This window comes from Lamprobacter modestohalophilus (assembly GCF_016583905.1).
GTDB lineage: Bacteria > Pseudomonadota > Gammaproteobacteria > Chromatiales > Chromatiaceae > Lamprobacter > Lamprobacter modestohalophilus.
This window is the reverse complement of record NZ_NRRY01000032.1, coordinates 16,297-41,836: the sequence shown is the minus strand read 5'-3', so window position 1 is coordinate 41,836 and position 25,540 is coordinate 16,297. Positions and strand designations below refer to the sequence as shown.

Below are 25,540 nucleotides of genomic sequence, written 5' to 3'. Positions count from 1 at the left end.
TATCGGGTACGAAAGGGCACGAAAGAGCCCGAAAAGGCACGCAACCAAAAAGCACCTCGATGACTGCTGAATTTGGCGGTTTGCGTCCCGATCTTTGGCTAGGCCGATGTAGGCCGATGACGGAAGGACCCGCCCGAGTCAATACCACTCCACCCCTGATGAGATTATGATGATGTCTGAGTTGAGCAAAGAGCAACAGATTCTCGTGGCGATGCGCAAGACGCTCGGTGCGATCGTTAAGGATGTGACCCCACCGCCTGGGATGAAACATCCGCTGTCCGAGAACACCATCGGTGATGTTCGCGCCTGCTTGTCCTTGATTGCAGCGCGCGAGAAAGAGCTCGCGGACAGTGAAGGGCGGGGGGGAGATCGGCCCTACTATGTTGATCAACCGCAATCAGCCCAAGTGGTGCCGATTGCAGGCATTCGACGCACTGAGAAGCCAGGCGGTAACTGAGGCGCGCGCGAGCTTCCATTTGCAGGAGGTTGAGATGGCGATGTGTCGGTTTGCCCCTGTTTTTCTGTCCACGCCATTGGTGACCGTGAAACAAGCGCTTCATCGCCCGGGGTGGCGACGCGCCATGTATGTTAGCGGCTATGTTAGCGGCGCTGCGTTTCTGCTGTTGGCGGCAAACGCTCATGCTTGGCAGGCGCGAAGCTCCGATCTATCGGGGTCGGGATCGGTTCCGGATTGGTCCTACAGTGGTGCGCAAGGGCCGGGCTACTGGGCCAACCTGAACACCGCCTATGACCGCTGCGCCTCCGGGCGGCTCCAGTCACCGATCCCGATTGAGACCGCGGCGACGCTGTTTCAACCCTGCACCCCGCTGCGGTTCCGGTATCGGAGCAGTTCCCTGCACCTTGTAAACGACGGCAACGCGCTCAGACTCGGCTACGACCGGGGCAGTTATTTGGTGATCGACGGACTCAGCTACGAACTGGTCGAGCTTCGCTTTCATGTGCCCGGCGAGCATGCGATCGATGGCCGTCTCTCGGACGGCGAGATCGAGCTGATTCATGGCAACAATCGGGGCGACATTGCAGTCGTTTCGGTGCCGATCGAGGCTGGTAGCCGCACCAACCAGACCCTGCGACGCATCCTCGACAATGCGCCATTGGTGGCGGGGAAGAACGCCTACAGGCGCAATATCGGTGTCAATGCCTTGTTCCTGCTGCCGGCCCGACGCGCCTATTTTCGCTATGAGGGTTCGATGACGCGTCCTCCTTGCCAGGAAGGGGTGCATCGCTACGTGATGGAGACGCCGCTCGAGATTGCCGCGTCAGACCTAGCTCGGCTTGCCCAGATCGTCGGCTCCAATGCCCGCCCGCTGCAGGAGGTTGGCGCGCGGCAGGTCGAACGACGCTGCGCGGCTGTTGGCGATTAGCGTAACGCCGGTAACGCCAAGCGGTCGGCGTTACGCCAAGACCAGCTGAAGATCAGCTAAAGACTAGCCAAAGACCAGTCTAAAGGCCGGCTCAGGGCCGGCCCCGTTGCGCTTCTCGCTGATTATTCCTCGGTTGGCGCTTCCTTCACCGTGACCACCTCTTCGTTGAGCTGAACATCGGCGTTGTTGCGCAGCTCCGTGAGCGCCTCGGCCACCTTGCGCTGCCGCAGAAGCGCCTCGAGCTGCGGCTTGGCTTGCTCGAACGATGGCGGCTCGGCGGCCCGCGTCTCTTCAAGCAGGATCACGTGCCAGCCGAACTGGGTCTGCACCGGTTGCTTCGAGTAGCTGCCAGGCTCCATCTCAGCGACGGCGTCGGCAAACGGCTTGACCATGCGCCGAGAATCGAACCAGCCGAGGTCGCCGCCCTTCTCAGCGGTTGGGCCGAGCGAGTTTTCCTCCGCTAAGGTGGCAAAGCCCTTGCCATTGGCGGCGTCGAGCTGTTCGATCAAGGCCTGTGCCTTGTCTTTGTCGTCTAGCAGGATGTGACGCGCCTTGTACTCGGTGCGTTGCGATTGCGCGACGAGCTCATCGTAGGCCTGCTTGAGCTCGGCTTCGCTCGGGTTGGTTTCGGCGCCAATACTCTGCAGGGCCGCTGCGGAGAGCACCATCATGCGCTGCAGTGCGAGCGCTGCTTGCACCTCGGCATTGTTGGTGAGATCGCGCTTTTCGCCCTCTTGCGAGGCGACGACCATGTTCATGAACTCGTTAAATGCCTGCTCTTGCAGCTGCGGGCTGTCTTGCCCGTTACGCTGCGCAAGGATCTCGCCGTAATAGGCGCGAAATAGATCTAACTGATAGGTCTGACCGTTGACGGTCGCGATCAGGGTCTCATTATTGGTCTCTTGGGCCTCCTGTGCGCAGGCAGGCGCGGTGATGACGGCGGCTAGGAGTGATGCGGTGATGAAGCGGTGTTTCATGACAACGTTATCCTTCTTGATTGTTTCACGGTCGCGTCCTGCTCAAGTCGGCAGGACTTTGAGGAATGGCTTGACCTGCACCTCGGCGTAGACACCGGCCAGCGCGTACGGGTCGGCATCTGCCCAGGCTTGAGCGGTCTGCAGGTCGCTGAACTCGGCAACCACCAGTGAGCCAGTAAAGCCCGCCTCGCCGGGGTCCGATGCATCGATGGCGGGGTGCGGTCCGGCAAGGATCAGCCGCCCAGCCTGTTGCAGTGCATGCAGTCGTTCGAGATGCGCCGGGCGCGTGGCGCGGCGTTGTGACAGGCTATCAGGCCGGTCGCGGCTGATGATGGCATAGAGCATCAGCGGATGTCTCCGGAGGTCGCTGGTGATGGGGTTGGCGCCGGTCCAGAATCCGATGGCTCAGATTCTGATGGATCAGAATCTGATGGCTCAGAATCTGATGGCTCGGAATCCTGGATGTAGCGTGCGAGGTAGACTGCCTGTCCGATGATGAACAGGATCGTCATACCCATCATACCGAACAGTTTGAAGTTGACCCAGACCGCCTCACTCTCATGCGCCGTCTCGCAGAGCGCCTGTTGCGCGCCGATGAACTGATCGGCGCAGGCGCTCAAGTCGATGGCGGTGATGCCGGTCGCGGCGATCAGCGCCTGCTCGGCGGCATAGAAACCGCTCCCGATATAGACCATGAACAGGTTGGCGAGGCCGGAGACCAGGAAGAACAGGATCCAGGCTCCGTTGAGTCGACGCCAGATCGGCGCTGGCACGCTGACGGCGTGTCCCATCATGCGCTCGACTAAGGGTCGCTTGCCGATGAGGCTGCCGCCGAGAAAGGCGCCGGCTAAAAGCCAGTTGACGATGGTTGGCTTCCACATCACGAAGATCGGATCGCGAAGCAGCAGCGTGAGACCGCCAAAGACCACGATCAGCCCAAGCGTGATCAAGGGCATCTTCTCGAAACGGCCATGCCGCCAGCGCAGCCAGGCGACCTGCGCCAGCGCTGCGATGATGGCAGTGATGGTTGCCGCATAGAGGCCATAGAGCTTGTAAGCGATGAAAAAGAGGATGATCGGAAAGAAGTCGATGAGCAGCTTCATCGCGGGGGTCCAGGCAGATTGCAGAGCAGGTTTTCGGACAGATTTCCGGGCGAGCTTACCGGCAGATTTTCAGTCAGCATGGGCGCGAGGCGGGCAGCGCAATGACCAGCCGCGTCGACGAAGACGCGGCATCCTAGCATCCTTGCCGCCTGCCGTGAGCTGGTTGCGTGATCTGGTTGCGCGATCTGGTTGCGTGATCTGGTTGCGTCATCTAGTCGCGGCTCTCCGCAACACAATGATTGCCGATGCAGGCACGGTGGCTGCGGCGTATCAGGTAGAATGACCGAATGATGAAGACGCCTGACCTCCATACGCATTCTACCGCCTCTGACGGAACCTTGGCCCCGCGCGACCTGATGGCCCGCGCCGCTCAGCAGGGTGTCGAGATGCTGGCGCTGACCGATCACGATACCCTCGCAGGCCTCGACGAGGCCGCTGCGGCAGCAACTGAGCATGGGCTGAGACTGGTTTCCGGTGTCGAGGTTTCGGTGACCTGGGGTGGGCGCACCGTTCATATCGTTGGTCTGGATGTCGACCCCGCCTGCGCGGCGCTGCGTTCTGGCCTCGCCGGCTTGCAGGCCTACCGCGAACAGCGGGCCGCAGAGATCGCAGACCGTCTGGACCGTGCCGGTTGGCCTGGTGCGCTCGAGGGTGCCCGCGCGCAGGCTTCGGGCGAGCTGGTTGGGCGCACCCACTTCGCGCGTTTCCTGGTTCAGCGCGGCGCGGCGAAAGACCTTCGTTCCGTGTTCAAACATTTTCTCGTCAAAGGCAAGCCGGGGCATGTTGCCGGTGAGTGGACAACGCTGGAAGCAGCGGTCGGCTGGATTCGGGCGGCGGGCGGACAGGCCGTGATCGCGCATCCGGCGCGTTATGGACTGACGCGCTCGAAGATGAAGCGCCTGCTCGATGACTTTCGTGCCTGCGGTGGTCGCGGGATCGAGGTGGTCTCAGGCAGCCATAGCCGAGATGATTACTTCACCTTTGCGCGCTGGGCGCGTGAACAAGGGCTGCTGGCTTCGGCCGGCTCCGATTATCATGGCCCTGAGAGTCCGTGGCTTGAGCTGGGGCGCCTACCGGCGTTGCCCGAGGGCTGCCAGCCGATCTGGGAGCAGCCTGGCTTCGCCGGCGTCGATCGGCATGGGCGGGTGATGACTCGCGTGTCGAATTGCGATCGGCCACTGGCCTAGGCTGCCGCTCGGCGCTCGGCGCTCGGCGCTCGGTGCTCGCAGATTCTCTCAACAGCTGTCTTATCCCCACCACCCGGCATCGCCTGAAGACCCTACCGCTGCCCATGGCAACCTCGACACCATTTCTCGAGATCCATCCACAAGATCCGCAGTCGCGGCTGATCCGGCGTGCGGCAGAAATGTTCGCGTCCGGTGGGGTCGTCGTCTATCCGACCGACTCCTCCTATGCGCTCGGCTGCCAGCTTGGCGATAAGTCAGCGCTGGATCGCATTCGCATGATCCGACGAGTCGATGACAAGCATCACTTCACGCTGGTCTGCCGTGATCTTTCCGAGATCGCGACCTATGCCCGCCTCGATAATCAGGCCTATCGTCAGCTCAAGTCGTTGACGCCCGGACCCTATACCTTCATCTTCGAGGCGACCAAGCAAGTGCCGCGACGGTTATTGCATCCGAAGCGCCGGGCCATCGGCATCCGTGTTCCAGGCACGCCGATCACCCAGGCGCTGCTCACGGAGCTGGATCAGCCGATCTTGAGCACCACGCTGATCCTGCCGGGCGACAAGGAGCCGATGGACGATGTCCTGGAGATGCGCGAGATGATCGGGCACTGTGTCGACCTGATCATCGATGGTGGTCCTTGCGGCAATCAGCCGACGACGGTTGTGGATATGACCCAAGAGCCACCGGTCGTGGTGCGTGAGGGCAAGGGTGATACGGCGGTCTTCGAGCACTAGCGCCGTCGCCTCTGTTTGTTCCGTCGGTTTCTTTTACGAGGGCTTTAAGCGCTTTGGATGCGATTGCGGAAACGCTATTGATGGTGGCACTGATCGCGATCCCCGTGCTGTTCGCGATCACTGTGCACGAGGCCGCCCACGGTTGGGTGGCGAATCGGCTCGGTGACCCGACCGCGGCCCAGCTTGGGCGCGTGACCTTCAACCCTATCAAGCACATCGATCCGGTTGGCACTGTCGCGGTGCCTCTGGTCATCTACCTCACCTCCAAGTCCCTGCTCGGCGTGCCCTTCCTGTTCGGCTGGGCGAAGCCGGTACCTGTGGACTGGCGCCGGTTGCGGAATCCACGCTGGGATATGGCGCTGGTCGCGATCGCCGGGCCTGGCGTGAACCTGCTGATGGCGATCGGTTGGGGGTTGGTCTTGTATTCGATGGGGCAGATGCTAGGCCTCATCGAGGTGCCGGCCGCGGTGTTGGGTGCTGTTGTGCAGATGTGCCTGATCGGCGTGCTGATCAACCTCTTCCTGATGGCACTCAACATGATCCCGCTGCTCCCGCTCGATGGCGGTCGGGTGCTCAGCGCCTTGCTGCCGCGTCCCTTAGCGCGTGGCTTTGCACGACTCGAGCCTTATGGGCTATTCATCTTGATCGCGCTGCTGTTGTTGCCGAATGGACAGCCGCCCGGGCTGCTCGGCATCGCGTTGCGTCCGATTGTGCAGGCGGCGTTTGCGGTGATTCCCGCATCCGACCTGATCCGAGCGAATTTCCCGCTTTGATCTTCTCTAATTTCCCGTTTTGATCTTCTCTGACCTGATCTAACAGTAAAGGCCCTAAGCCGTTGAATTCTGCCCCGAACCAAACCCATCGCGTCCTCTCCGGCATGCGTCCGACCGGCAAGCTCCATCTTGGCCACTATCACGGCGTGCTCAAGAACTGGATCGAGTTGCAGCATGAGTATGAGTGCTTCTTCTTCGTCGCCGACTGGCATGCGTTGACTACCGACTATGAAGACCCCTCGGCGATCCCGCAGGCGAGCTTCGACATGGTCGTCGATTGGCTCGCCTGTGGCATCAGCGCCGGCGCCGCGACCCTGTTCATCCAGTCACGGGTGCCTGAGCATGCCGAGCTGCATCTGTTGCTGTCGATGATCACGCCGCTGGGCTGGCTCGAACGGGTGCCGAGCTACAAAGACCAACAGGAGAAGCTGAAGGAGAAGGATCTGGCGACCTATGGCTTCCTCGGCTATCCGCTGCTGCAGAGCGCCGACATCCTGATCTACAAGGCCGGCGCGGTGCCGGTGGGCGAGGATCAGGTCGCGCATGTCGAGATGACGCGCGAGATCGCCCGCCGCTTCAATCACATCTATGGCCGCGAGCCGGGCTTCGAGGAGCAGGCAGAGCAGGCCAAGCGCAAGATGGGCAAGAAGAACGCGAAGATGTTCGATCAGCTCAAGCGCCGCTACCAGGAGCAGGGCGATCAGGAGGCGCTCGACGTCGCCCGTGCCTTGCTCGAAAGCCAGGCCAATATCACCATCGCTGATCGCGAGCGGCTGCTCGGCTACCTCGAAGGCGGTGGCCGCGTGATCCTGCCGGAGCCCTCGCCGCTGCTAACCAAGGCGGCGAAGATGCCAGGACTGGATGGGCAGAAGATGTCGAAGTCCTACGGCAATACCATCGCCTTGCGGGATGATCCCGATGCGGTCGAGCAAAAGCTGCGCACCATGCCCACCGATCCGGCGCGTGTGCGCCGCACCGATCCGGGTAATCCGGATATCTGTCCGGTCTGGCAGTTCCACGAGGTCTACTCGGACACCGAGATCAAAGACTGGGTGCAACAGGGCTGCCGCAGTGCCGGTATTGGCTGTATCGAGTGCAAGCAGCCGATCATCGACGCCGTGCGCAAGGAGCTGGAGCCGATTCAGGCTGAGGTGAAACGGCTCGAAGCCGATCCCGACCTGGTGCGCTCGTTCATCAACGAGGGCTGCGAGCGCGCACGTGACCGGGCGCGCGAGACCATGGAAGATGTGCGCCACGTGATGTCGCTGCGGCAGGGCTGAGCAGCAGCGCCTGTAACCGCGGCTGAGCAAGGCCATGCAGAACCCAACACCCGAGACCGAAGCCGAGGCCGACGAGACCGAGGCGGCGACGACAGACGCGCCGGCGAGCCCAGCGGCAGCGGTGTCCGGGGTCGGGTCTGATCGGTCGCCGGGGAAAGATCCTGATTTCAGTGAGGACGCAGGCGCAGAGACCTTGGCGTCAATCGGAAAGGTCCGTTTCGCACTGGTGCGCGGCGAGCCTCTGCTGAAGCTGCCGGAAGACCTCTACATCCCGCCGGATGCGCTCGAGGTCTTTCTCGATACCTTCGAGGGGCCGCTGGACCTGCTGCTCTATCTGATCCGTCGGCAGAATCTCGACATCCTCGATATTCCCATCATCGACATCACCAATCAGTACATGGAGTACGTGGAGCTGATGAAGGAGGTGCGTCTCGAGCTGGCCGCTGAGTATTTGGTGATGGCCGCGATGCTGTGCGAGATCAAGTCGCGGATGCTGCTGCCGCGAGCCGATGAAGACGCTGAAGATGACGAAGACCCGCGTGCTGAGCTAGTACGACGGTTGGCCGAATACGAGCAGTTCAAGCGCGCAGCACAGGATCTTGATGCGTTGCCGAGGCTGGAGCGCGATTGTTTTCTGGTGCAGGCACGGGTGCCGCCCGGTCATGTTCGGCGGACCCCGCCAACCGTTGAGCTGGATGAGCTGCTCGCCGCTTTGCAGGCCGTCTTGGCCAGGGCTGACCTGTTTACGAGCCATCAGATCGAGCGTGAGTCGCTGTCATTGCGTGAGCGGATGTCGGCGGTGCTGGAGCGGATCAGCGGTGCCGAGCTGGTGCCTTTTACCGATCTCTTCGATGTGACCGAGGGCCGCGCTGGCGTGGTGGTGAGCTTCCTTGCGGTGCTCGAGCTCTTGAAGGCGGCGACGCTCGAGCTGATCCAGGTCGAGCCGTTCGCGCCGATTCGCCTGCGCCGGCGCGGGATGGATGCGGCATGAGCGACTGGGAGCAAGGCCACGGCGCCGACGATGAGCTTGCTGAAGACTGCGCTGCAGAGGACGCTGAAGACAGCGCGCCGCGGCAGCATGCCCTTTCGCTGCTGGTGCCTGAGCTCAAGCAAGTGGTGGAAGCTGCCTTGCTGGCCTCTGGGGAGCCGCTCTCGGTGGAACGCATTCAAGGCCTGTTCGACGACCGCGAGCGTCCGTCTCGTGACCAGGTGCTGGCAACCTTCGAGGCGCTGCGCGAGGATTACAAGGGGCATGGCATCGAGCTGGTCGAGGTCGCTGGTGGCTGGCGGGCTCAGGTGCGCGCATCGGTGGCGCCCTGGGTCGGCCAGCTCTGGCAGGAAAAGCCGTCGCGCTATTCGCGCGCCCTGCTCGAGACGCTGGCCCTGATCGCCTATCGGCAGCCGATCACGCGTGGCGAGATCGAGCAGATCCGCGGCGTTGCGGTGAGTACGCCGATCATCAAGACCCTGAGCGAGCGCGAATGGGTGCGGGTGGTTGGGCATCGAGATGTCCCGGGCCGTCCCGCACTCTATGCGACGACGCGCCGTTTCCTGGACTACTTTGGCCTGCGCTCGCTGAATGAACTGCCGCCGCTAGCCGAGATCCGCGACGCGAGTTTCTTTGAGCAGGCCTTGGCCGAGGCGGCGGATGGCGCTCACCCCGGACCTGCCGCAGCGTCGACGGCCTTGGCATCGGCATCGGCACCGGCCTCGGCAGAGGACGCGGTCGATGACAGCTTGGGGGCTGAGTCATTAAGCGACGACCGATTAAGCGACGAGGGCGCAGATCACTTTCGCGAACATCCGTTGGCCCAGGACATCGGAGCTGCGCCGCAGCCCTTGGTGAAGAAGCCAAGCGGTCGGCCGCACCTGGTCCTCGCGGTGAGCAACAGGCCGCCTGAGACTCGTCGCGAGCCTGCGCCAAGCGCTCGGCCATCTGAGCCATTCGCTGACACCAACGAACGTACTGGAGATGGTGAGGATGAGGATGAAGGACGCTGATCGACGCGGATCACCGCTGGAACCGCAGGAGCCGGTGCGGCTGCAAAAGGCGCTGGCCGAGGCTGGGCTCGGCTCGCGGCGCGAGATCGAAGGCTGGATTCGCGAGGGCCGCGTGCGCGTGAATGGCGCGCTTGCGCAGCTGGGGGATCGGGTGCAGCCGAGTGACCGGATTCGGGTCGATGGGCAGGAGGTGCGCCGTCGAGCCGCGAAGCGTCACAGCGTGCGCGTGCTTGCCTATCATAAGCCTGAGGGCGAGGTGGTGACGCGCAAAGATCCAGAAGGCCGCCCCACCATCTTTCGCCGCTTGCCGGGGATTCGCGATGGCCGCTGGATCGCTGTTGGCCGGCTCGACCTGAACACTGCGGGTCTGCTATTGGTCACCAATCATGGTGAGCTGGCGAATCGGCTGATGCATCCGTCGCGCGCTGTTGAGCGCGAATACGCGGTGCGTGTGCGTGGGTCGGTCTCGGATCAGTTGTTGGCGCAGCTCGTCAATGGGGTGGAACTCGAGGATGGTCCGGCTCGATTCGAGGAGATCGTCCCGTCGGGCGGCTCGGAGAGCCATCAATGGTTCCATGTGCTGATCGTCGAGGGCCGAAATCGCGAGGTACGCCGGCTCTGGGAGGCGGTTGGCTGCACGGTCAGCCGTCTCAAGCGGGTGCGCTACGGGAATGTGATCCTGGGTGCGCGGCCGACGCCTGGGCAGTGGCGGGAGGTGGTCGGTGAGGAGCTGGAGGCACTGATGGCCTTAGCTGAGCTTGGGCCGCCGGTGGCGGCTCGGACCGGTTTGAGCCCAGGTTCTTCAGACAAGGTTCCAGACAAAGGTCCGCGCCCACGCGGTTCGGCGAAGCCGCGGGCAGTCGCTTCGCCGCAGCTCGCGGGGCGCGGCCTGAAGCCACGCCCGTCGGGCCGGCGCTGAGTCGATACGCCATCATCAATCAGCCTCTGGCACGATGCGGATGAGGGCGCCGTTGGGCGCGTCGGTGAGGATGTAGAGGCCACCGTCTGGACCTTGGCGCACATCGCGCACGCGCTGGCCGATGCTGAGCTTGTCTTCGCCGACCACGCGGGTGCCGTCGAGCTCGGTGCGGCGCAGTTGTTGGAACTTGAGCGCGCCGCTGATCAAGTCGCCTTGCCAGTCGGGAAAGTCGTCGCCAGTGTAGAAGGCCATGCCGCTGGGGGCGATCGAGGGCGTCCAGACGACGGTGGGCTGGGTAACGCCTGGGGCCTTGGTCTTGTCGGAGACGCGTGGGCCCCAGTACTCCATGCTGTAGGTGACCTCGGGCCAGCCGTAGTTGTTGCCGGCTTGGATCAGGTTGATCTCATCGCCGCCGCGCGAGCCGTGCTCGTTGGCCCAGATGCGGCCGCTGTCGGGGTCGCGGGTCAGTCCTTGAATATTACGATGGCCGATGCTGTAGATCTCGGGCTTGGCGCTTGGCTGGTCGACGAAGGGGTTGTCTGCGGGCGCTGAGCCGTCGGCGTTCAGGCGCAGCAGCGAGCCGAAATGGGTGCCGGGGTTCTGTGCCTGATTGCGGATGTTCTCGCCGTCGAACGAGGTCGGCGGATTGCCACCATCGCCGATGCTCATCAGCAGAGTGCCGTCAGGCAGCCAGAGGAGCCGCGAGCCGAAGTGCTGGCCGCCGGATTTGCTGTCGGCGTTGCGGAAGAGGATCTCGAGGTCCCGCAGGCGCTTGTTCTCGAGATCGAGCCGGCCGCGGGCGAGGGCGGTGCGATTGGCGTCTTCGGTGCCTTCGGCGAAGGTCAGGTAGACCAGTTGGTTGTCGGCGAAGTCAGGGTGCAGGCTGATGTCGAGCAACCCGCCTTGGCCGCAGGCGCAGACCTTGGGTGTGCCGCGGATTGGCGTTGGATCGAGTGCAGCAGCGCTCGTCGTGGCTTGCCGGATCAGGCGCAGCTGGCCGGGTCGTTCGGTGACGAGTGCCGAGCCGTCAGGCAGCCAGGCGATGCTCCAGGGATGACGCAGTCCATCGACGATGGTCTCCATGCCCCAGCCCTTGGCCTCAGGAACATCGCCGGTGGGGTCGACGGGGCCGGCGGGCTGGGTGCAGCCAAGTGCTGGGATCAGTGCGAGCAGCCAGAGCCCGCCCGCGAGCGCAGGCTTGCGAATTTGAGCTAGATACTGTCGTTGCATGGGACATCCCTCCTATCTTGATGAGCGTTAGGCGCGCTCGGGATAAAACTCGTAATCAAAGAGCAGCTCGGCGTTACGTTGCGCCCATTGGCTGTAGTCGGTGTCGTAGAGCGTGCTGAGATCCGTCATTCAGGTATCTCCGGGCTGGGCGGCCAAATAGTTGGATCTAACGGTTGGATTCAACAGCTGATCGAGACGGTTAGGGTTTTTCATGACAGCAACGCCAGTTCGGTCAGCGGACCATCGCGCTCGACCTCGAGCTTGCGATTCAGGTCGTTGAGGGCACCCTGCAGTGCCTCTTCGATCACCGGATGGTAGAACGGCATGCGCAGCATCTGTTCGACCGTCATTCCTTGTTGAATGCTCCAGCTGAGCAGATGGGCCAGATTTTCGCCGCGCGGTGCAATCAGCTCGGCGCCGAGCAGCTGTCCGCTGGTCTTATCGGCATAGACCCGGATCAGGCCGCGGTTGTTGCCCATGATCAGGGCGCGGCCGACCGGCGCCATCTTGATCTCGCCGATCGCGGTCTGGTCAGGATCAAGCGCGTCGAAGCGCTGGCCGATGGCGCAGATATTCGGATCGCAGAAGTTGATGTACAGCGGCGTGCGGCGACGGAAGCGGAGCGGGCGTTGGGCTTCACCGGCGGCTTGGCTGGTGATGCGCACGGCGTTGAAGCCGGCGATGCGGCCCTCGTCGCCGGCCTCGTGCAGCACTGGGCGCTCGGCGGTGACGTCGCCGGCGATGAAGACTGGCAGCTCGCCGACCTGCATGCTGTGGCGATCGAACGGCGGTAGGCCGCGGGCATCGAGTTCCACACCGAGATTCTCGAGCCCGAGCCCCTCCAGATTGGGCACTCGACCGATGCTGCACAGGACGGCGTCGACGCTGATCTGATGATCCCCGGCTTGGATACGGAGCTGTTCGCCGTCCTCGCTGATCTGTGCCGGCTGCCCGAGGTGGAGCGGGAATTCCTTGCCGATGACCTGGATGGCGGTCTTGGCAACCTCGGGATCGCGGAGGCCGGCGATGGTCTCGAGCTGATCGAAGCCTTCGACCTGGATACCGAGCCGGTGCAGGCTCTGGCCAAGCTCGAGGCCGATGGTGCCGAGGCCGATGACGGCGATCGAGCGTGGCAGATCCTCGAGCTCGAAGAGGCTGTCGGTGGTCAGCAGCTTGTCACCGAAGGCGCGCCAAGGCTCAGGCACCAGCGGCCGCGAGCCGGTGGCGATGATCACGGCGCCGGCGCGGATGCGCTGCTCGCCGACCGCGAGCAGGGTCGGCTCGAGGAAGCGGGCATAGTCTTGGAGGAACAGATCCTCGGGCATGTCATCGGTGCTGCTGCCGAGCACCCGGTCGACGAAGGTGTCGCGCATATCCTGCACATGCTCGAGGGCCTCGGGTAGATCGAGGCTGAGCCCTTCATGGCCGTCGATGCCGTAGCGCCCGAGATGGGTGCGTCGGTGGTAGTCCTCGGCGACCTGGATCATCGCCTTGGAGGGCATGCAGCCGACCCGGGCGCAGGTGGTGCCGGGCTCGCCGCCGTTGATGAGCACGAAGGTCTTGCCGGCCTTGCGCGCTTGGCTCATGGCGTTGAGGCCAGAGGTACCGGCGCCGATGATGGCGATGTCGACGAATCGTTCTTGCATGGATGGCTCGCTTGCTGGACAGGGAGTGATGGGGTAAGCGGTGGTCCTCTAAACCACAGATGGTGCAGCTGGCTCAGGTTTCTCAAGTCGATGAGATCACTCAGATGGCTCTGATGGATCAGATTAAAGCCTTTTGAATCAAGGCGGTGAAAAGGCGATTAGAGCCGTCGGCCCGATCGGGACGGGTTTGATTGTGACGTCTTGACGCCCCCGCGGACATCGATGAAATCGGTGGCTCAACGGCGCTTTGCTAGGGGGCGCGAGGCGCAGCCGCCTCAGCACCTTGACCCGAACCAGATGAGCGCCGCATTCTACGCGGTTGTGGCCGCGACTTTTTCTGGTCTTTGGCCTTGATCCTGCTTGTTGTAATTGCGCGTTATCCACCCGTTGTCCACCCCGTATCTACCGAGAGGTCTATGACTGCGTCTGCCCATTCCCTGAGCTTCGAGCTTGCGCCCGGTGGCGCCTTGCGCGGTGAGCTGCGCGTCCCTGGCGATAAGTCGATCTCCCATCGCGCGGTGATGCTCGCCGCCTTGGCTGAGGGTGAGACCGAGATCGAGGGCTTTCTCGAAGGCGCCGACAGCCTGGCAACCCTGGCCGCATTCCGCGCCATGGGGGTCGAGGCCGAGGGGCCGGCCGCGGGTCGGTTGCGGGTCAGTGGGGTTGGGCTACAGGGCTTGCGGGAGCCGCAACAGGCGCTCGATCTCGGCAATTCTGGGACCTCGATGCGCCTGCTATCGGGGCTGCTTGCTGGCCAGCGCTTTGCCAGTACGCTGATCGGCGATGCGTCCCTGTCGCGGCGGCCAATGGGACGGGTGATCGATCCGCTGACGCAGATGGGGGCGCGGATCGAGGCAACGCCTGAAGGACGCTCACCGCTGCGTGTGCTGCCGGCTGAGGCGCTGGTCGGCATCGACTATGCGCTGCCAGTCGCGAGCGCCCAGGTCAAATCGAGTCTGCTCTTAGCCGGTCTCTATGCGCAGGGCGAGACCTGTGTGACTGAGCCGGCGCCGACCCGTGACCATACGGAGCGCATGCTCGGTGCCTTCGGCTATCCGGTTCGGCGCCAGGGCAACCGCGTCTGTCTGAGCGGCGGCGGACGCCTGGTCGCGACGCCGATCAGGATTCCAGCCGATATCTCATCAGCGGCCTTTTTTTTGGTCGGCGCCAGCATTGCTCCGGGCTCAGATCTCACCCTGACTGAGGTCGGCATGAATCCGACGCGGATCGGCGTGGTGAATATCCTGCGCCAGATGGGGGCCGATATCGCCATCGAGCGGCCGCGCGAGCTGGGCGGTGAGCCGGTTGCGGATCTGCGGGTGCGCGCAGCTGCACTGCATGGCATCGCGATCCCGGAGGACCAAGTGCCGCTGGCGATCGATGAATTCCCGGCGCTGTTCATCGCCGCCGCCTGTGCCGATGGCGAGACCCTACTGAGTGGCGCGGCCGAGCTGCGGGTGAAAGAGAGTGATCGTATTCAGGTCATGGCCGACGGCCTGAGCGCCTTGGGCGTTGAGGTCGAGCCGCGCGCGGATGGGATGCTGATCCGCGGCATCGGCGCCGCTGGGCTGCTCGGCGGCGGTCGGGTTGCCGGCCATGGTGATCATCGGATCGCGATGGCCTTCGCGATCAGTGCGTTGCGGGCGACCGCCCCGATCCAGGTCGACGACTGTGCCAATGTCGAGACCTCGTTCCCGAGATTTGCCGGCCTGGCTGCGGGCGTTGGCTTGCAGATTACCGAGCGACGCGCCGAGGAGCGCGCCGAGGAGAGGGGATGAAGCAACCGACACAACCTGTCGATGTGTCTGGCGCTAAACAGAACGCCAATCACGATGCTGAACACGAGGCTGGGCTGGATGCTGCTTCGGTCACTGGCGCCGCGCCGGTCATCACCATTGACGGGCCGTCGGGGACCGGCAAGGGCACCATCGCTGGTCTGCTCGCTGCGCATCTTGGCTGGCACCTGTTGGATAGCGGCGCGCTCTATCGCACATTGGCCTTGGCGGCCCGGCGGCGGGACGTTGATCTCGATGCCGGGCCTGAGCTGGGCCGTTTGGCGGCACAGGTTCGCGTGCAGCTCGAGGGTGAGCGGGTGCGCTTGGACGGCGAGGATGTGTCGGCAGCGATCCGCACCGCCGAGGCTGGGGTCGATGCCTCGCGGGTGGCCGTGCATCCTGACGTCCGTGCGGCGCTGCTCGGCTGGCAGCGGGATGCCGCCGTGGCGCCGGGCTTGGTCGCCGATGGCCGAGATATGGGCTCGAGGGTTTTCCCAGATGCGCTGCTGAAGATCTACCTGGACGCGAGCCCTGAGGAACGCGCCCAGCGTCGATATAAACAGTTGAAGGACAAGGGTATGGATGCTAACCTCCGCGATCTTGTCCAAGAGCTTCGTGTGCGCGACCAGCGTGACCGTGAGCGATCCGAGAGTCCGCTTCAGGTTCCGATCGCAGGTATTGTCGTCGATTCGACCTCGAAATCGATCGATGAGGTCTTCCTACAGGTTCGTGACTTGGCCGAAGCTGCGCTCGACTCAGCGGCTGGCCTTTGAGAGCAAGCGCCTTCGAGACAAGACGTTAGGTTTAGAGCTGGCCCTGCGCGAGTGCGCGATCGGGCTGCCTCTAATCCATGTTTGATGACCTCGGCCGATCGGCAACCGCCTCGGTCGTTTTGTTTTAACTCAACCCTCCTGCTGCTTGCAGCCCGTTGATGCGGCTGCGGCTCAACATCAGGAGATGGCGTGGGACGCCAGGAACATTCACAGCATGACCGAAAGCTTCGCCGAGCTCTTCGAAGAGAGCCTCTCTAATACTCAGCTTCAGCCGGGCACCATCGTTACCGGCCAAGTCGTCGCCATCACTGCTGACTCTGTCATCGTGAATGCCGGCCTCAAGTCGGAAGGGATCATTCCGCGTAACCAGTTCCTCAGCCCTGAGGGCCAGCTGGAGGTCGCCGTCGGCGATGACGTCGAGGTCGCGCTCGACGCGGTCGAAGACGGCTTTGGCGCGACCCGACTCTCGCGCGAGAAGGCCAAGCGCTTCGCCGCTTGGGATAAGCTCGAACGCGCATTCGATGACGGCGAGACGGTCACCGGCCAGATCAACGGCAAGGTCAAGGGTGGCTTTACCGTCGAACTGGGCAGTGTGCGTGCGTTCCTGCCGGGCTCACTGGTCGATATCCGCCCAGTGCGCGATACCACCTATCTCGAAGGCAAGGACCTCGAGTTCAAGGTGATCAAGCTCGATCGGCGCCGCAACAATGTCGTCGTCTCTCGCCGCGCGGTGGTCGAGGAAGAGTACAGCGCCGAGCGCGAGCAGCTGCTCGAGAAGCTCGAGGAAGGGCTGGAGCTCAACGGCGTGGTCAAGAACCTCACCGACTATGGCGCCTTCCTGGATCTGGGCGGTATCGATGGCCTGCTGCATATCACCGATATGGCCTGGCGTCGGGTCAAGCACCCGTCTGAGGTGGTCGAGATCGGCCAAGAGGTCATGGTCAAGGTGCTCAAGTTCGACCGCGAGCGTCAGCGCGTCTCGCTCGGGCTGAAGCAGATGGGCGAGGACCCCTGGGTCAATATCTCGCGCCGCTATCCCGAAAGCACGCGCGTCTTCGGCAAGGTCACGAACATTGCCGACTACGGCTGCTTCGTCGAGATCGAAGAGGGTGTCGAGGGCCTGGTGCACGTCTCCGAGATGGACTGGACCAACAAGAACGTGCACCCGAGCAAGATCGTCAACATGGGTGACGACGTTGAGGTCATGGTGCTAGATATCGACGAGGAGCGTCGCCGCATCTCGCTGGGCGTGAAACAGTGCCAGTCCAACCCCTGGGATGAGTTCTCGGCGATCCACAAGAAGGGCGACCATGTCGCTGGCCAGATCAAGTCGATCACCGATTTCGGTATCTTTATCGGTCTGGACGGCGGCATCGACGGCCTAGTGCATCTCTCCGACATCTCTTGGGATGAGTCTGGCGAGGACGCGCTGCGCAGCTTCAAGAAGGGCGATGAGGTCGAGACCGTGGTGCTGTCGGTTGACCCGGAGCGCGAGCGCATCTCGCTCGGCATCAAGCAGTTGGATAAAGACCCGTTCTCGAGCTTCGTCGCCGTGCATGAGAAGGGCAGCATCGTCAACGGGACCATTACCGAGGTCGACGCCAAGGGCGCCAATATCGACCTCGGCGATGGTGTCGAGGGCTATCTGCGTGCCTCCGAGATCTCGCGCGATCGGGTCGAGGATGCGCGTGCGGTGCTGAAGGTGGGTGAAGAGGTTGAGGCCAAGTTCCTTGGCGTCGATCGCAAGAACCGCAGCATCTCGCTGTCGATCAAGGCCAAGGACATGGCGGATGAGCAAGCGGCCATTAAAGGCTACGCCCGAGAGGCGCAGGCTGGCACCGCAACGCTCGGGGATATCCTCAAGCAGCAGATGGAAGAGGCCGCGAAGGACTGATCTGGCTGCGCCTTCCGCAGACGTCAATCCTTGTGATTACATGCCCGGTGCCTTGTGCCGGGCTTGCATCGCTAATGCAGGCTATCCGTTATGATGAAATCCGAGCTCATCGATATTCTCGCGCGGGAGCAAAGTCATCTCGCCTATAAGGACGTCGAGCTCGCTGTCCGCTGTATCCTGGAGCAGATGAGTGGTGCGCTTGCTTCGGGTGAGCGCATCGAGATTCGCGGGTTTGGCAGCTTTTCGCTCCATTTTCGGCCACCCCGGGTGGGCCGCAATCCGAAGACGGGTGATGCGGTTGCGCTGTCGGGAAAGCATGTGCCGCACTTCAAACCAGGCAAGGAGCTTCGCGATCGGGTCAACCTTGCCTATCAGGTAGAGTTGGCCCAGATCACCGAGGACGACGAGAACGACAACAGCGCTGGCGCACGGCGGGCTGTTCCTGCCAGTGTCGACTGAGGTTCAGTCAGTCGGCCGAGGTTTAGTCAGCCGGCTGAGGCTCAGGTAGCCACCGCCTGAGACGGTCTCCGGCAGCTCGCTGACCCGAGAAAGCCCGTTTTCGCGACGGTCTTGGTTTTTTCTAGCCAGCCGCTCGATCGCCTGAGCATCGACTGCTGGCGCTGGCTAAAGGCTAAAGGGGGAATGCTGGGCGACCAGTGTTCCCCCTTTTTTGGCTGCTATTCCGAGTAACCTCGACCCTGCCGTCCGACGACGGCGCGCGCAAAGGTGTTCGAGTGACCGGCTGGGACCACGGTGACACCGCCGGAAGACACCTTGTAGCGCTTGGAATCGGTCTCGCGGTCGTAACCAATGACCGCACCGGGCTCGATGGCATTGTGTCGATCGACGATCACCTTCTTCAGGCGCGCGCCTTTGCCGACATGGACATAGTCCATGATGATGCAGTCCTCGAGTTCCGCTCCCTCGTCGATCACCGCCTCGCGCCGAATGATGGAGTTCCTGATCCGGGTGTTGTCGTGGATCATGGTCGCGGCGCCGAGCAGGGTGTTCTCGATCTGCCCGCCAAGCACCCGTGCGACCGGTCCCTGATAGTTGCTCGAGTAGATCGGCCAGTCTGGATTGAAGGCATCGAAGACCGGCTCGGCACCGAGCACATCTTTGTGCGCATTGAAATAGGCGTCGATGCTGCCGACGTCGCGCCAGTAGACACGATCTTCATAGGCATTGATGCCGGGGATCTCGTTGGTCGCGAAGTCGTACGCAAACAGCCGGTGCTTGCTGGCGAGCAGCCGTGGCAGCACGTGTTGGCCAAAATCGGTCTCGCCGGCCTGCTGCGCGTCTTGTAGCGCTCGGATCAGCACCTCGGTACTGAAGATGTAGTTGCCCATCGATGCATAGGCCTTATTGGGATCATCCGGCATCGGCGAGGGGTTGGCCGGTTTCTCCTGAAAGGCTTCGACCCGTCCCTCGGTGTCGGCGGCAATGACGCCGAAGCCCTTTGCATCCTCGAGTGGCACCGGCAGCGCGGAGATGGTGACATCGGCCTCGCGCTCCTTGTGGAAGGCGACCATCTGCGAGATGTCCATCCGGTAGATATGATCGGCACCGAACACCGCGACCAGGTCGGGGCCATGTTCTTCGATCAGGTTGAGGTTTTGGTTGACCGCGTCTGCGGTGCCCTGAAACCAGGATTCGCCGAGCAGCATCTGCGGCGGCACCACGGTAACGAACTGATCCTTGAGCAACGGCGAGATGGTCCAGGCCTTACGCACGTGCTCGATCAGCGACTGCGACTTGTACTGCACCAGCAGGTAGATGGTCCTGATCTGCGAGTTGATCAGGTTGCTGAGCACGAAGTCGACGATGCGGTAGCGCGAGCCGAAGGGCACCGATGGCTTTGAGCGGGCAGCGGTCAGCGGTTGCAGGCGCGAGCCTTGTCCACCGGCCATAACGAAAGCGATGATTCGATCGGGCATGTCTCCTCCAGGCGCTGTGAGTCGGAAACTGAGCGTCGATAACGGATCACGGGCCCTTGGTCAGCTTTTGGCCAGGTGGTCGTTGATGCGTTCGTCGCAACGCCTACCGCGTTACAATGGTCGCTCAGTTTGGTTGTGTTCGATGTCGTCGTCGGCGAGACTTTGATGCTCGTCGAGCCTGACATCGCCCCATGATAAACCCGGAGACGGTTCTGTTGTTGCGATCCGACAGCTCAAGCACGATTGGCTGGGCTTTGCTCCTGGTTGGCGCACGTTGGCTTGTGCCTGTCGAGCGACTATTTCCTTGTGCCCCAGATTGAGATCGGGGCCAGTTTGACCTGATTCACGGAGAGACAATGGGACAGAGTTTCGAGCTACCGCGGCGCCCGGTGATCCTGATCATCCTCGATGGTTTCGGCACCAACCCGAGCAAGGCAAACAATGCAATCGCACTTGCGCAGACGCCGAATTTCGATCGGCTGTTCGCGAGCAATGCCCACACTGTCTTGCAAGCTTCGGCGCGTGCCGTCGGTCTTCCCGAGGGCCAGATGGGGAACTCCGAAGTTGGGCACATGACGCTCGGCTCGGGCTGCACCGTCCGTCAGGATCTGGTCCTGATCGACGATGCGATTGCCGATCGGAGTTTTTTTGATAACAAGGTGTTGCAGGCCGCGGCGCGGCGTGCGGTTGAGCTTGGCCGGCCATTGCATCTGATGGGACTGGTGTCCGATGGCGGTGTGCATAGCCATGTTCGGCATCTCAACGCGCTGATCAAGCTCACCAAGTACCAGGGTGCGCGTCCGGTGGTGCACATGATCACCGACGGTCGTGATACCGCGCCACGCTCTGCGCTGAGCTATCTGGCGGCGCTCGACGAGGCGCTTGCTGCAGCCGGCGGCCTGATTGGAAGCGTTTCTGGGCGCTATTACGCGATGGACCGTGATAAGCGCTGGGATCGCACCAAGCTGGCCTTTGATGCGCTGGTGCATGGTCAGGGTCGTCGAGCGGATTCCGCGCGCGCTGCCATCGAGCAGGCCTATGCGGCCGATGAGGACGATGAGTTCATCCGCCCGACGCTGATCACGGGTGCTGAGCTGATCCAGGACGGCGACCCGGTGATCTTCTTCAACTTCCGCAAGGATCGCCCGCGACAGATCGTCTCGGCGCTCTACAACCGCGACTTCGATCCGTTCGATCGGGGTGGCTTCAAGGCTGCGGACCTGACCTGCATGATGGAGTACGACCCCTGGTACGGGCTGCCGACGGCCTTCAGCCACGAGATGCCTCCGGTGGTGCTGGGCGAGATCCTGAGTGATGCCGAGCTGCCGCAGTTCCACTGCGCTGAGACCGAGAAGTACGCGCATGTGACCTTCTTCTTCAACGGCGGTCGCAGCGATCCGTTTCCTGGCGAAGAGCGTTGTTTGATTCCCTCGCCGCAAGTCGCGACCTATGACCTTCAGCCCGAGATGTCCGCCGCCGAGGTGGCGGATGCGGTGATCGCTGCCCTCGAGAGCCACGCCTATGCGTTCATCGTGGTGAATTTTGCCAACGGCGATATGGTCGGCCATACCGCGGTGAGATCGGCCGTTATCCAGGCGGTCGAGACCCTTGATCGCGAGGTTGGGCGCGTTATCGATAGCGCGGCTACTGAGGGCTATTCGGTGTTGCTGACCGCCGATCATGGCAACTGCGATGAGATGATCGATCCTCTCACCGGCGAGCCGCACACCCGCCATACCGTCTATCCGGTGCCCTGCTTGGTCATCGATGAGGTCGCCTGGCGGCTGCGGATCGGTGCCGGTATCGAGGATGTTGCCCCAACCGTGCTGCAGCTCATGGGGCTGCCACAGCCTGAGGCCATGCAGGGAAAATCGATCTTGCTGAAACCGGCTCAGAAATAGCCGTGGTTGGCGGGCGGCGCTGCAGCCAGTCGCTCGGCTTGGCTCGGCGCTGCTTGACTTGTCTCAGCCACGGCTTTGCTTATGCAACAGTATCTCGACTTGCTCCGCGATGTGGTCGACAACGGTCGCGATCGATCCGATCGCACCGGTGTCGGTACGCGCTCCGTATTCGGTCGCCAGGTCCGCTTCGATCTCGCCGCCGGCTTCCCCCTGGTGACCACCAAACGGATTCATCTCAAGAGCGTTATTGCCGAACTGCTCTGGTTTCTCTCCGGCTCCACCAATAACCGCGACCTAAATGCACAGGGCGTCAGGATCTGGGACGAATGGGCGGCCGATGATGGTGCGCTCGGCCCCATCTATGGGGCGCAGTGGCGTAGTTGGCCAACGCCCGATGGCGGCTCGATCGATCAGATCAGCCAAGTGTTGGAGGCGATCAAACGGGAGCCCGACTCACGTCGGTTGCTGGTGACGGCCTGGAACCCAGCCGATCTTCCGGAATCCAACTGCTCGCCGCGGGAGAATGCGGCCGCGGGGCGCATGGCGCTGGCGCCCTGTCACTGCCTGTTCCAGTTTTATGTGCAGGATGGGGCCTTGTCCTGCCAGCTCTATCAACGCAGTGCCGACCTGTTCCTGGGGGTGCCCTTCAACATTGCCAGTTATGCGCTGTTGACGCAGATGATGGCGCAGCAAGCGGACCTAATGGCCGGCGAATTGGTGCATACGTTCGGCGATCTTCACCTCTATCAGAACCATCTGACCGACGAGATCGTCCATGAGCAGCTGCGCCGCGAGCCCCGCCCCTTGCCGCGCCTGCACATGCTTCGCAGACCGGCGAGCCTGTTCGAGTATCGGCTTGACGACTTCCACGTCGAAGGCTATGACCCGCATCCGCCGATCCGAGCGCCGATTGCGGTCTGATGCAGCTAGGTTGCTGCGATCGATTCAGTGCCCCCCAACGCGCTTCAGGTCCGAAGAGACCTGTTAGCGTTGCCTTTAACAGAGATCCAGTAACCGTATGACCCTGATTCAAGCGTTGATCGAATACGGCCTGTTCGCGGCCAAAGCCCTGACCCTAGTGCTAGCCATCGGGCTCTTGGCGGTGATGCTGCTGCGGGGTCGGCAGAGCAGCTCGTCCGATGAGGATGATGACGGCAGTCGTCTCGAGGTCGTTGATCTGAACCACCGCTATGCGCAGATGGCGGACCGAATCAAGGCTGCGATACTGCCGCCAAAGGTTGCCAAGAAGTCATTCAAGGCTGAGCGTAAGCTGGAGAAGGCGAAGGCAAAGGCCGAGCAGCCGGACCAGCGGCGTCTTTTCGTGATCGATTTCCACGGCGATCTGATGGCCACCGAGGTTGGTGCTTTGCGCGAGCTGATCTCGGCGCTGTTGATGACCGCAAGCACCGAGGACGAGGTGCTGGTGCGCCTCGACAATGCAGGTGGTGCCGTGCACGAGCATGGTCTCGCTGCTTCGCAGCTGTTGCGACTGCGGACCGCCGGTATCCCGTTGACCATCGCCGTCGATAAGGTCGCGGCCAGTGGCGGTTATTTGATGGCCTGTGTCGCCAACCGCATCATTGCGGCGCCCTTTGCGGTGGTGGGCTCGATCGGTGTGCTCGCCGAGATGCCGAATTTCTACCGCTTGCTGCAACAGAAGGGCGTCGACTTCGAGCTGCATACGGCTGGCGAGCACAAGCGCACCTTGACGCTGTTCGGAGAGAACACCGACGAGGGGCGGGCTAAGCTGCGCGAGCAGCTCGAGGAGACCCATGGCCAGTTCAAGTCGTTCATCGCTGCGTACCGCCCGGATCTGGATCTGAGCAAGGTTGCGACTGGCGAGTATTGGCATGGCGAGCAGGCGCTCAGTCTGGGGCTGGTTGATGGCGTGCAGACCAGTGATGACTACTTGCTGTCGGCGCGGGAGGAGGCGAGTCTTTACAAGCTCCGTTATCGCGCTCACAAGCGGCCACTGGAGCGCCTGCTCGGATCGGTTGGTCTCGAAGAGTCGCGCGCGCGAGTGCCGTCGCTTGGCTCTCTTGCTGCACTGCTTGGGAGCCGGATTGGACGCTGGCTGCTGGGTCGAGGCAACGTCTGAAGCGATGAGCATGGTGCATCTCCAACCAGTGCGCAGGTGGGATTGCAGGGCGGTTCGTGCTCAGCGCCCTCAGCGTATTCAGTGGGAGCGGGTCAGCAGCATGGGCTGGTCCTTGCGGGTCGGTTGCCTGGCGATCGCGCTCTTGCTGAGTGTGACGGTGACCCTGGCAGTGGCCCAACCCGAGCTAGAGCAGCAGGCCCCGGGGGTTGGTGAGCAGACTGGGGAGCAGACTGGGGAGCAGACCGGGATATCCCTCGACGCGGCGACTGCCGGTCGCATCCATGAGCGGCTCGATGTGCTGGCGGATGAGTCCAGCCAGCTGCGGGCCGAGGTTGCCGCTCAATCGGACCTCTTGCGTCGCCTGATGCTGGGGCTCGACGGGCTGTTGCCGGTCGCTTCGCAACCGGAGCCAGACGCTACGGGCGCTGATCCGGAAGGGCTGACGACCTGCCAAAGCGATATGACGGAGCTCAGTGCGCGCTTGCATCAGCAACAGCTGATGCTGGGCGAGGCCCAGCGTCGCGCCGAGAAGGCAGAGAAGGGGGCGGCGGCCATGACTGAAGCCCAGGCTCATGCCGCGACCGAGATTGAGCGGCTGAGCACCGAGTTGGCGATGGCTAAGGCGCGCCAGAACGAGGCATTGCAGCAGGCGGTGGAGCTTGAACGCCGACTTGCTACTGCTGAGGCCCGGCTTGCCCGATTGACAACACACACAAGCGGTCAAACGGAAGAGGCCATCGCGGGGTCTGACTCAGGGCCGTTTGAGCCGTCCGTTGCGCGGATCAGCGAAGGGCCAAAGGCTGAAGCGACTGCTGTCGATGCGCCTGACCGATCGAGCGTCTTGGGCCTCGCCGCATCCGAGGCGGCGCCGGCACCGCTCGCGCAGCCCTCGGCGCCTGTGTTCTACGAGGTGCGAGCCGCGGACACGCTGTCTCGGATCAGCGCCCGAGTCTATGGTGATGCCAGTGCCTGGGAGCGGATCTATGACGCCAATCGTGACCTGTTGATGGCGCCAGACGCGTTATCACCTGGGATGTCGCTCGTCATTCCCTAGCTGAGTACCGGTTCTAATCCGGTTTCTAATCCGGCTGCTAATCTGGATTTCTAATCCGGTTTCTAAGAGTCGATCGGCCGAGACTGATCTCGACGGTCTTTAACGGCTGGTTATCGGCTCGCCTGCGCGATTAGAGCGATGAGCTGTGCCATGCGCTGCGCCGCCGACGCAGCCGCAGGCTCGGCAGGATAAGACCGATGAGGATGCCGCCGGCGACGACTGCCGCGCCAATCAGGAACCAATGCTGCCGGGTCTTGTTGCTGAGCTCGAGATTGCGGTGCTCGAGTTGGTCGACCTGCAGCAGTAGGGTCGACACCTGCTGTTGCAACTCGTGGCGCTCGCGGTCGATCTGGATCGCGTTTGTCGCGGCATGCCGGATCTCGGCCAGCTCCGCCTCGAGATCCTGCTTGTCGCGTTTCAGCATCTCCGCGTCAGTCGTGAGTGCATCGTAGTCGTTTTGCAGCGTGCTCAGTTGTGCCGCAAGCTTATCGGGCTCCTGCTGCAGTGCGGCGAGTTTTGCGCGCATTGACTCGAGTTCGCTGCGGGCGGCGGGCTCATTCTGTAGATAGTTCAGCAAGATGTATCCGGTCAGGCCTTCGTCGGTGCGTACCCTCGCGTAGCCGCTCTCCTGATTGACGCTGAGTATCGTCAGCGGCGTACCGCTTGGCAGTTGACGCAGAATCTTGTACCGCGTGCTCTCGCCACTGCGCAGATTGAAGTCGTATTGATCGGTGACGTAGCGCGTCTCACCTTCGGCGAGTGCGCCTATCGACGCAGCGGCCAGTGCCGCTGCCAGGCAGAGGCCGGTCAGAAAACGGGCGCGGTGGTAATGAGGTGAGGACTGCATGTGGCTGGTTCTGAGCCAAATTC

The 25,540-nt window shown here is 62.7% G+C and carries 24 protein-coding genes and 1 pseudogene; 17 read left to right on the top strand and 8 right to left on the bottom strand.

The window, feature by feature from the left end:
- The first annotated feature begins 172 nt into the window (after positions 1-172).
- Both CKO42_RS17110 and CKO42_RS17105 read left to right on the top strand, forming a co-directional pair.
- Complete coding sequence (locus CKO42_RS17110) at positions 173-457, top strand: segregation and condensation protein A (protein WP_200246655.1); 285 nt, start codon at positions 173-175, stop codon at positions 455-457.
- 124 nt (positions 458-581) lie between these two features.
- On the top strand, positions 582-1,385 hold the full coding sequence (locus CKO42_RS17105) for a carbonic anhydrase (protein WP_200246653.1): 804 nt from the start codon (positions 582-584) through the stop codon (positions 1,383-1,385).
- Between the two features lie 122 nt (positions 1,386-1,507).
- Here the strand turns inward: CKO42_RS17105 and CKO42_RS17100 are convergent, their stop codons facing one another.
- From CKO42_RS17100 to CKO42_RS17090, 3 genes are read right to left on the bottom strand one after another with little or no spacing between them, the layout of a single operon-like run.
- Positions 1,508-2,362, bottom strand: coding sequence for a peptidylprolyl isomerase (locus CKO42_RS17100; protein WP_200246651.1), 855 nt, complete (start codon positions 2,360-2,362; stop codon positions 1,508-1,510).
- 42 nt (positions 2,363-2,404) lie between these two features.
- On the bottom strand, positions 2,405-2,707 hold the full coding sequence (locus CKO42_RS17095) for a YciI family protein (RefSeq protein ID WP_200246649.1): 303 nt from the start codon (positions 2,705-2,707) through the stop codon (positions 2,405-2,407).
- Positions 2,707-3,465, bottom strand: a complete 759-nt coding sequence (locus tag CKO42_RS17090; RefSeq protein WP_200246647.1) for an inner membrane-spanning protein YciB — start codon at positions 3,463-3,465, stop codon at positions 2,707-2,709. Before CKO42_RS17090 ends, CKO42_RS17095 begins: the two co-directional genes overlap by 1 nt.
- A 287-nt stretch (positions 3,466-3,752) precedes the next feature.
- Here CKO42_RS17090 and CKO42_RS17085 point away from each other — a divergent pair, with 287 nt between their 5' ends.
- The 7 genes and pseudogenes from CKO42_RS17085 (at position 3,753) to rluB (ending at position 10,362) form a co-directional block, all read left to right on the top strand.
- Positions 3,753-4,652, top strand: a complete 900-nt coding sequence (locus tag CKO42_RS17085; protein WP_200246645.1) for a PHP domain-containing protein — start codon at positions 3,753-3,755, stop codon at positions 4,650-4,652.
- A 104-nt stretch (positions 4,653-4,756) separates the two neighbouring features.
- The gene (locus CKO42_RS17080; protein WP_200246643.1) at positions 4,757-5,389 is read left to right on the top strand and encodes an L-threonylcarbamoyladenylate synthase; all 633 of its coding nucleotides are present in this window, start codon (positions 4,757-4,759) and stop codon (positions 5,387-5,389) included.
- 80 nt (positions 5,390-5,469) lie between these two features.
- A complete protein-coding gene (locus CKO42_RS17075; protein ID WP_200246641.1) occupies positions 5,470-6,162 on the top strand; it encodes a site-2 protease family protein in 693 nt (230 codons plus the stop codon).
- Positions 6,163-6,224: 62 nt separating this feature from the next.
- Positions 6,225-7,442, top strand: a complete 1,218-nt coding sequence (locus CKO42_RS17070) for a tryptophan--tRNA ligase (RefSeq protein WP_200246639.1) — start codon at positions 6,225-6,227, stop codon at positions 7,440-7,442.
- A 34-nt stretch (positions 7,443-7,476) separates the two neighbouring features.
- Entirely contained in the window at positions 7,477-8,433 is a 957-nt protein-coding gene (locus CKO42_RS17065; RefSeq protein ID WP_200246637.1) for a segregation and condensation protein A, read from the top strand.
- Positions 8,434-8,531: 98 nt separating this feature from the next.
- Positions 8,532-9,053, top strand: a pseudogene (gene scpB / locus CKO42_RS27420) (SMC-Scp complex subunit ScpB); the annotation flags it as partial.
- A 376-nt stretch (positions 9,054-9,429) separates the two neighbouring features.
- Positions 9,430-10,362 (top strand): 23S rRNA pseudouridine(2605) synthase RluB, encoded by a 933-nt coding sequence (gene rluB, locus CKO42_RS17055; RefSeq protein WP_200246632.1) that lies wholly within the window; start codon positions 9,430-9,432, stop codon positions 10,360-10,362.
- Between the two features lie 15 nt (positions 10,363-10,377).
- On the opposite strand, the gene CKO42_RS17050 is transcribed toward rluB, so the two are convergent.
- The 3 genes from CKO42_RS17050 to CKO42_RS17045 form a co-directional block, all read right to left on the bottom strand.
- A complete protein-coding gene (locus CKO42_RS17050; protein WP_200246630.1) occupies positions 10,378-11,592 on the bottom strand; it encodes a PQQ-dependent sugar dehydrogenase in 1,215 nt (404 codons plus the stop codon).
- Positions 11,593-11,619: 27 nt separating this feature from the next.
- Positions 11,620-11,721, bottom strand: a complete 102-nt coding sequence (locus CKO42_RS27415; RefSeq protein ID WP_242479468.1) for a DUF29 domain-containing protein — start codon at positions 11,719-11,721, stop codon at positions 11,620-11,622.
- Between the two features lie 80 nt (positions 11,722-11,801).
- Entirely contained in the window at positions 11,802-13,238 is a 1,437-nt protein-coding gene (locus CKO42_RS17045; RefSeq protein ID WP_200246628.1) for a dihydrolipoyl dehydrogenase, read from the bottom strand.
- 416 nt (positions 13,239-13,654) lie between these two features.
- Here CKO42_RS17045 and aroA point away from each other — a divergent pair, with 416 nt between their 5' ends.
- The 4 genes from aroA (at position 13,655) to ihfB (ending at position 18,139) form a co-directional block, all read left to right on the top strand.
- Positions 13,655-15,016: a 3-phosphoshikimate 1-carboxyvinyltransferase gene (aroA, locus tag CKO42_RS17040; protein ID WP_200246626.1), complete on the top strand. Its 1,362-nt coding sequence runs from the start codon at positions 13,655-13,657 to the stop codon at positions 15,014-15,016.
- Positions 15,013-15,786, top strand: a complete 774-nt coding sequence (cmk, locus tag CKO42_RS17035; RefSeq protein WP_200246624.1) for a (d)CMP kinase — start codon at positions 15,013-15,015, stop codon at positions 15,784-15,786. The genes aroA and cmk overlap by 4 nt, the downstream gene beginning before the upstream one ends.
- Before the next feature lie 145 nt (positions 15,787-15,931).
- A complete protein-coding gene (rpsA, locus tag CKO42_RS17030; RefSeq protein WP_274608933.1) occupies positions 15,932-17,680 on the top strand; it encodes a 30S ribosomal protein S1 in 1,749 nt (582 codons plus the stop codon).
- 90 nt (positions 17,681-17,770) lie between these two features.
- The gene (ihfB, locus tag CKO42_RS17025; RefSeq protein ID WP_200246620.1) at positions 17,771-18,139 is read left to right on the top strand and encodes an integration host factor subunit beta; all 369 of its coding nucleotides are present in this window, start codon (positions 17,771-17,773) and stop codon (positions 18,137-18,139) included.
- Between the two features lie 218 nt (positions 18,140-18,357).
- Here the strand turns inward: ihfB and CKO42_RS17020 are convergent, their stop codons facing one another.
- A complete protein-coding gene (locus CKO42_RS17020; protein WP_200246618.1) occupies positions 18,358-19,617 on the bottom strand; it encodes a glucose-1-phosphate adenylyltransferase in 1,260 nt (419 codons plus the stop codon).
- A gap of 356 nt (positions 19,618-19,973) precedes the next feature.
- On the opposite strand from CKO42_RS17020, the gene gpmI reads away from it, so the two are divergent.
- The 4 genes from gpmI to CKO42_RS17000 all read left to right on the top strand — a co-directional run bounded on the left by gpmI (position 19,974) and on the right by CKO42_RS17000 (position 24,670).
- Positions 19,974-21,518 (top strand): 2,3-bisphosphoglycerate-independent phosphoglycerate mutase, encoded by a 1,545-nt coding sequence (gene gpmI / locus CKO42_RS17015; RefSeq protein WP_200246616.1) that lies wholly within the window; start codon positions 19,974-19,976, stop codon positions 21,516-21,518.
- A gap of 81 nt (positions 21,519-21,599) precedes the next feature.
- Positions 21,600-22,439 carry a thymidylate synthase gene (locus tag CKO42_RS17010; RefSeq protein ID WP_200246615.1) on the top strand — a complete coding sequence of 280 codons (840 nt, stop codon included), beginning with the start codon at positions 21,600-21,602 and terminating at the stop codon, positions 22,437-22,439.
- 97 nt (positions 22,440-22,536) lie between these two features.
- Positions 22,537-23,616 (top strand): protease SohB, encoded by a 1,080-nt coding sequence (gene sohB / locus CKO42_RS17005; RefSeq protein WP_200246613.1) that lies wholly within the window; start codon positions 22,537-22,539, stop codon positions 23,614-23,616.
- Between the two features lie 100 nt (positions 23,617-23,716).
- Positions 23,717-24,670, top strand: a complete 954-nt coding sequence (locus tag CKO42_RS17000; protein ID WP_200246611.1) for a LysM peptidoglycan-binding domain-containing protein — start codon at positions 23,717-23,719, stop codon at positions 24,668-24,670.
- A gap of 130 nt (positions 24,671-24,800) precedes the next feature.
- Here CKO42_RS17000 and CKO42_RS16995 read toward each other — a convergent pair whose 3' ends face one another.
- Positions 24,801-25,517 carry a TIGR04211 family SH3 domain-containing protein gene (locus tag CKO42_RS16995; protein WP_200246609.1) on the bottom strand — a complete coding sequence of 239 codons (717 nt, stop codon included), beginning with the start codon at positions 25,515-25,517 and terminating at the stop codon, positions 24,801-24,803.
- Between the last annotated feature and the right edge of the window lie 23 nt (positions 25,518-25,540).

Coding starts and splice junctions, on each gene's coding strand:
- aroA (WP_200246626.1), top strand. CDS start 13,655: ATGACTGCGTCTGCCCATTCCCTGAGCTTCGAGCTTGCGCCCGGTGGC.
- CKO42_RS17075 (WP_200246641.1), top strand. CDS start 5,470: ATGGTGGCACTGATCGCGATCCCCGTGCTGTTCGCGATCACTGTGCAC.
- CKO42_RS17085 (WP_200246645.1), top strand. CDS start 3,753: ATGATGAAGACGCCTGACCTCCATACGCATTCTACCGCCTCTGACGGA.
- ihfB (WP_200246620.1), top strand. CDS start 17,771: ATGATGAAATCCGAGCTCATCGATATTCTCGCGCGGGAGCAAAGTCAT.
- CKO42_RS17065 (WP_200246637.1), top strand. CDS start 7,477: ATGCAGAACCCAACACCCGAGACCGAAGCCGAGGCCGACGAGACCGAG.
- CKO42_RS17090 (WP_200246647.1), bottom strand. CDS start 3,465: ATGAAGCTGCTCATCGACTTCTTTCCGATCATCCTCTTTTTCATCGCT.
- CKO42_RS17080 (WP_200246643.1), top strand. CDS start 4,757: ATGGCAACCTCGACACCATTTCTCGAGATCCATCCACAAGATCCGCAG.
- CKO42_RS17105 (WP_200246653.1), top strand. CDS start 582: ATGTATGTTAGCGGCTATGTTAGCGGCGCTGCGTTTCTGCTGTTGGCG.
- CKO42_RS16995 (WP_200246609.1), bottom strand. CDS start 25,517: ATGCAGTCCTCACCTCATTACCACCGCGCCCGTTTTCTGACCGGCCTC.
- CKO42_RS17100 (WP_200246651.1), bottom strand. CDS start 2,362: ATGAAACACCGCTTCATCACCGCATCACTCCTAGCCGCCGTCATCACC.
- CKO42_RS17000 (WP_200246611.1), top strand. CDS start 23,717: ATGGGCTGGTCCTTGCGGGTCGGTTGCCTGGCGATCGCGCTCTTGCTG.
- CKO42_RS17110 (WP_200246655.1), top strand. CDS start 173: ATGTCTGAGTTGAGCAAAGAGCAACAGATTCTCGTGGCGATGCGCAAG.
- rluB (WP_200246632.1), top strand. CDS start 9,430: ATGAAGGACGCTGATCGACGCGGATCACCGCTGGAACCGCAGGAGCCG.
- CKO42_RS17050 (WP_200246630.1), bottom strand. CDS start 11,592: ATGCAACGACAGTATCTAGCTCAAATTCGCAAGCCTGCGCTCGCGGGC.
- cmk (WP_200246624.1), top strand. CDS start 15,013: ATGAAGCAACCGACACAACCTGTCGATGTGTCTGGCGCTAAACAGAAC.
- CKO42_RS27415 (WP_242479468.1), bottom strand. CDS start 11,721: ATGACGGATCTCAGCACGCTCTACGACACCGACTACAGCCAATGGGCG.
- CKO42_RS17010 (WP_200246615.1), top strand. CDS start 21,600: ATGCAACAGTATCTCGACTTGCTCCGCGATGTGGTCGACAACGGTCGC.
- CKO42_RS17045 (WP_200246628.1), bottom strand. CDS start 13,238: ATGCAAGAACGATTCGTCGACATCGCCATCATCGGCGCCGGTACCTCT.
- CKO42_RS17020 (WP_200246618.1), bottom strand. CDS start 19,617: ATGCCCGATCGAATCATCGCTTTCGTTATGGCCGGTGGACAAGGCTCG.
- CKO42_RS17095 (WP_200246649.1), bottom strand. CDS start 2,707: ATGCTCTATGCCATCATCAGCCGCGACCGGCCTGATAGCCTGTCACAA.
- gpmI (WP_200246616.1), top strand. CDS start 19,974: ATGGGACAGAGTTTCGAGCTACCGCGGCGCCCGGTGATCCTGATCATC.
- sohB (WP_200246613.1), top strand. CDS start 22,537: ATGACCCTGATTCAAGCGTTGATCGAATACGGCCTGTTCGCGGCCAAA.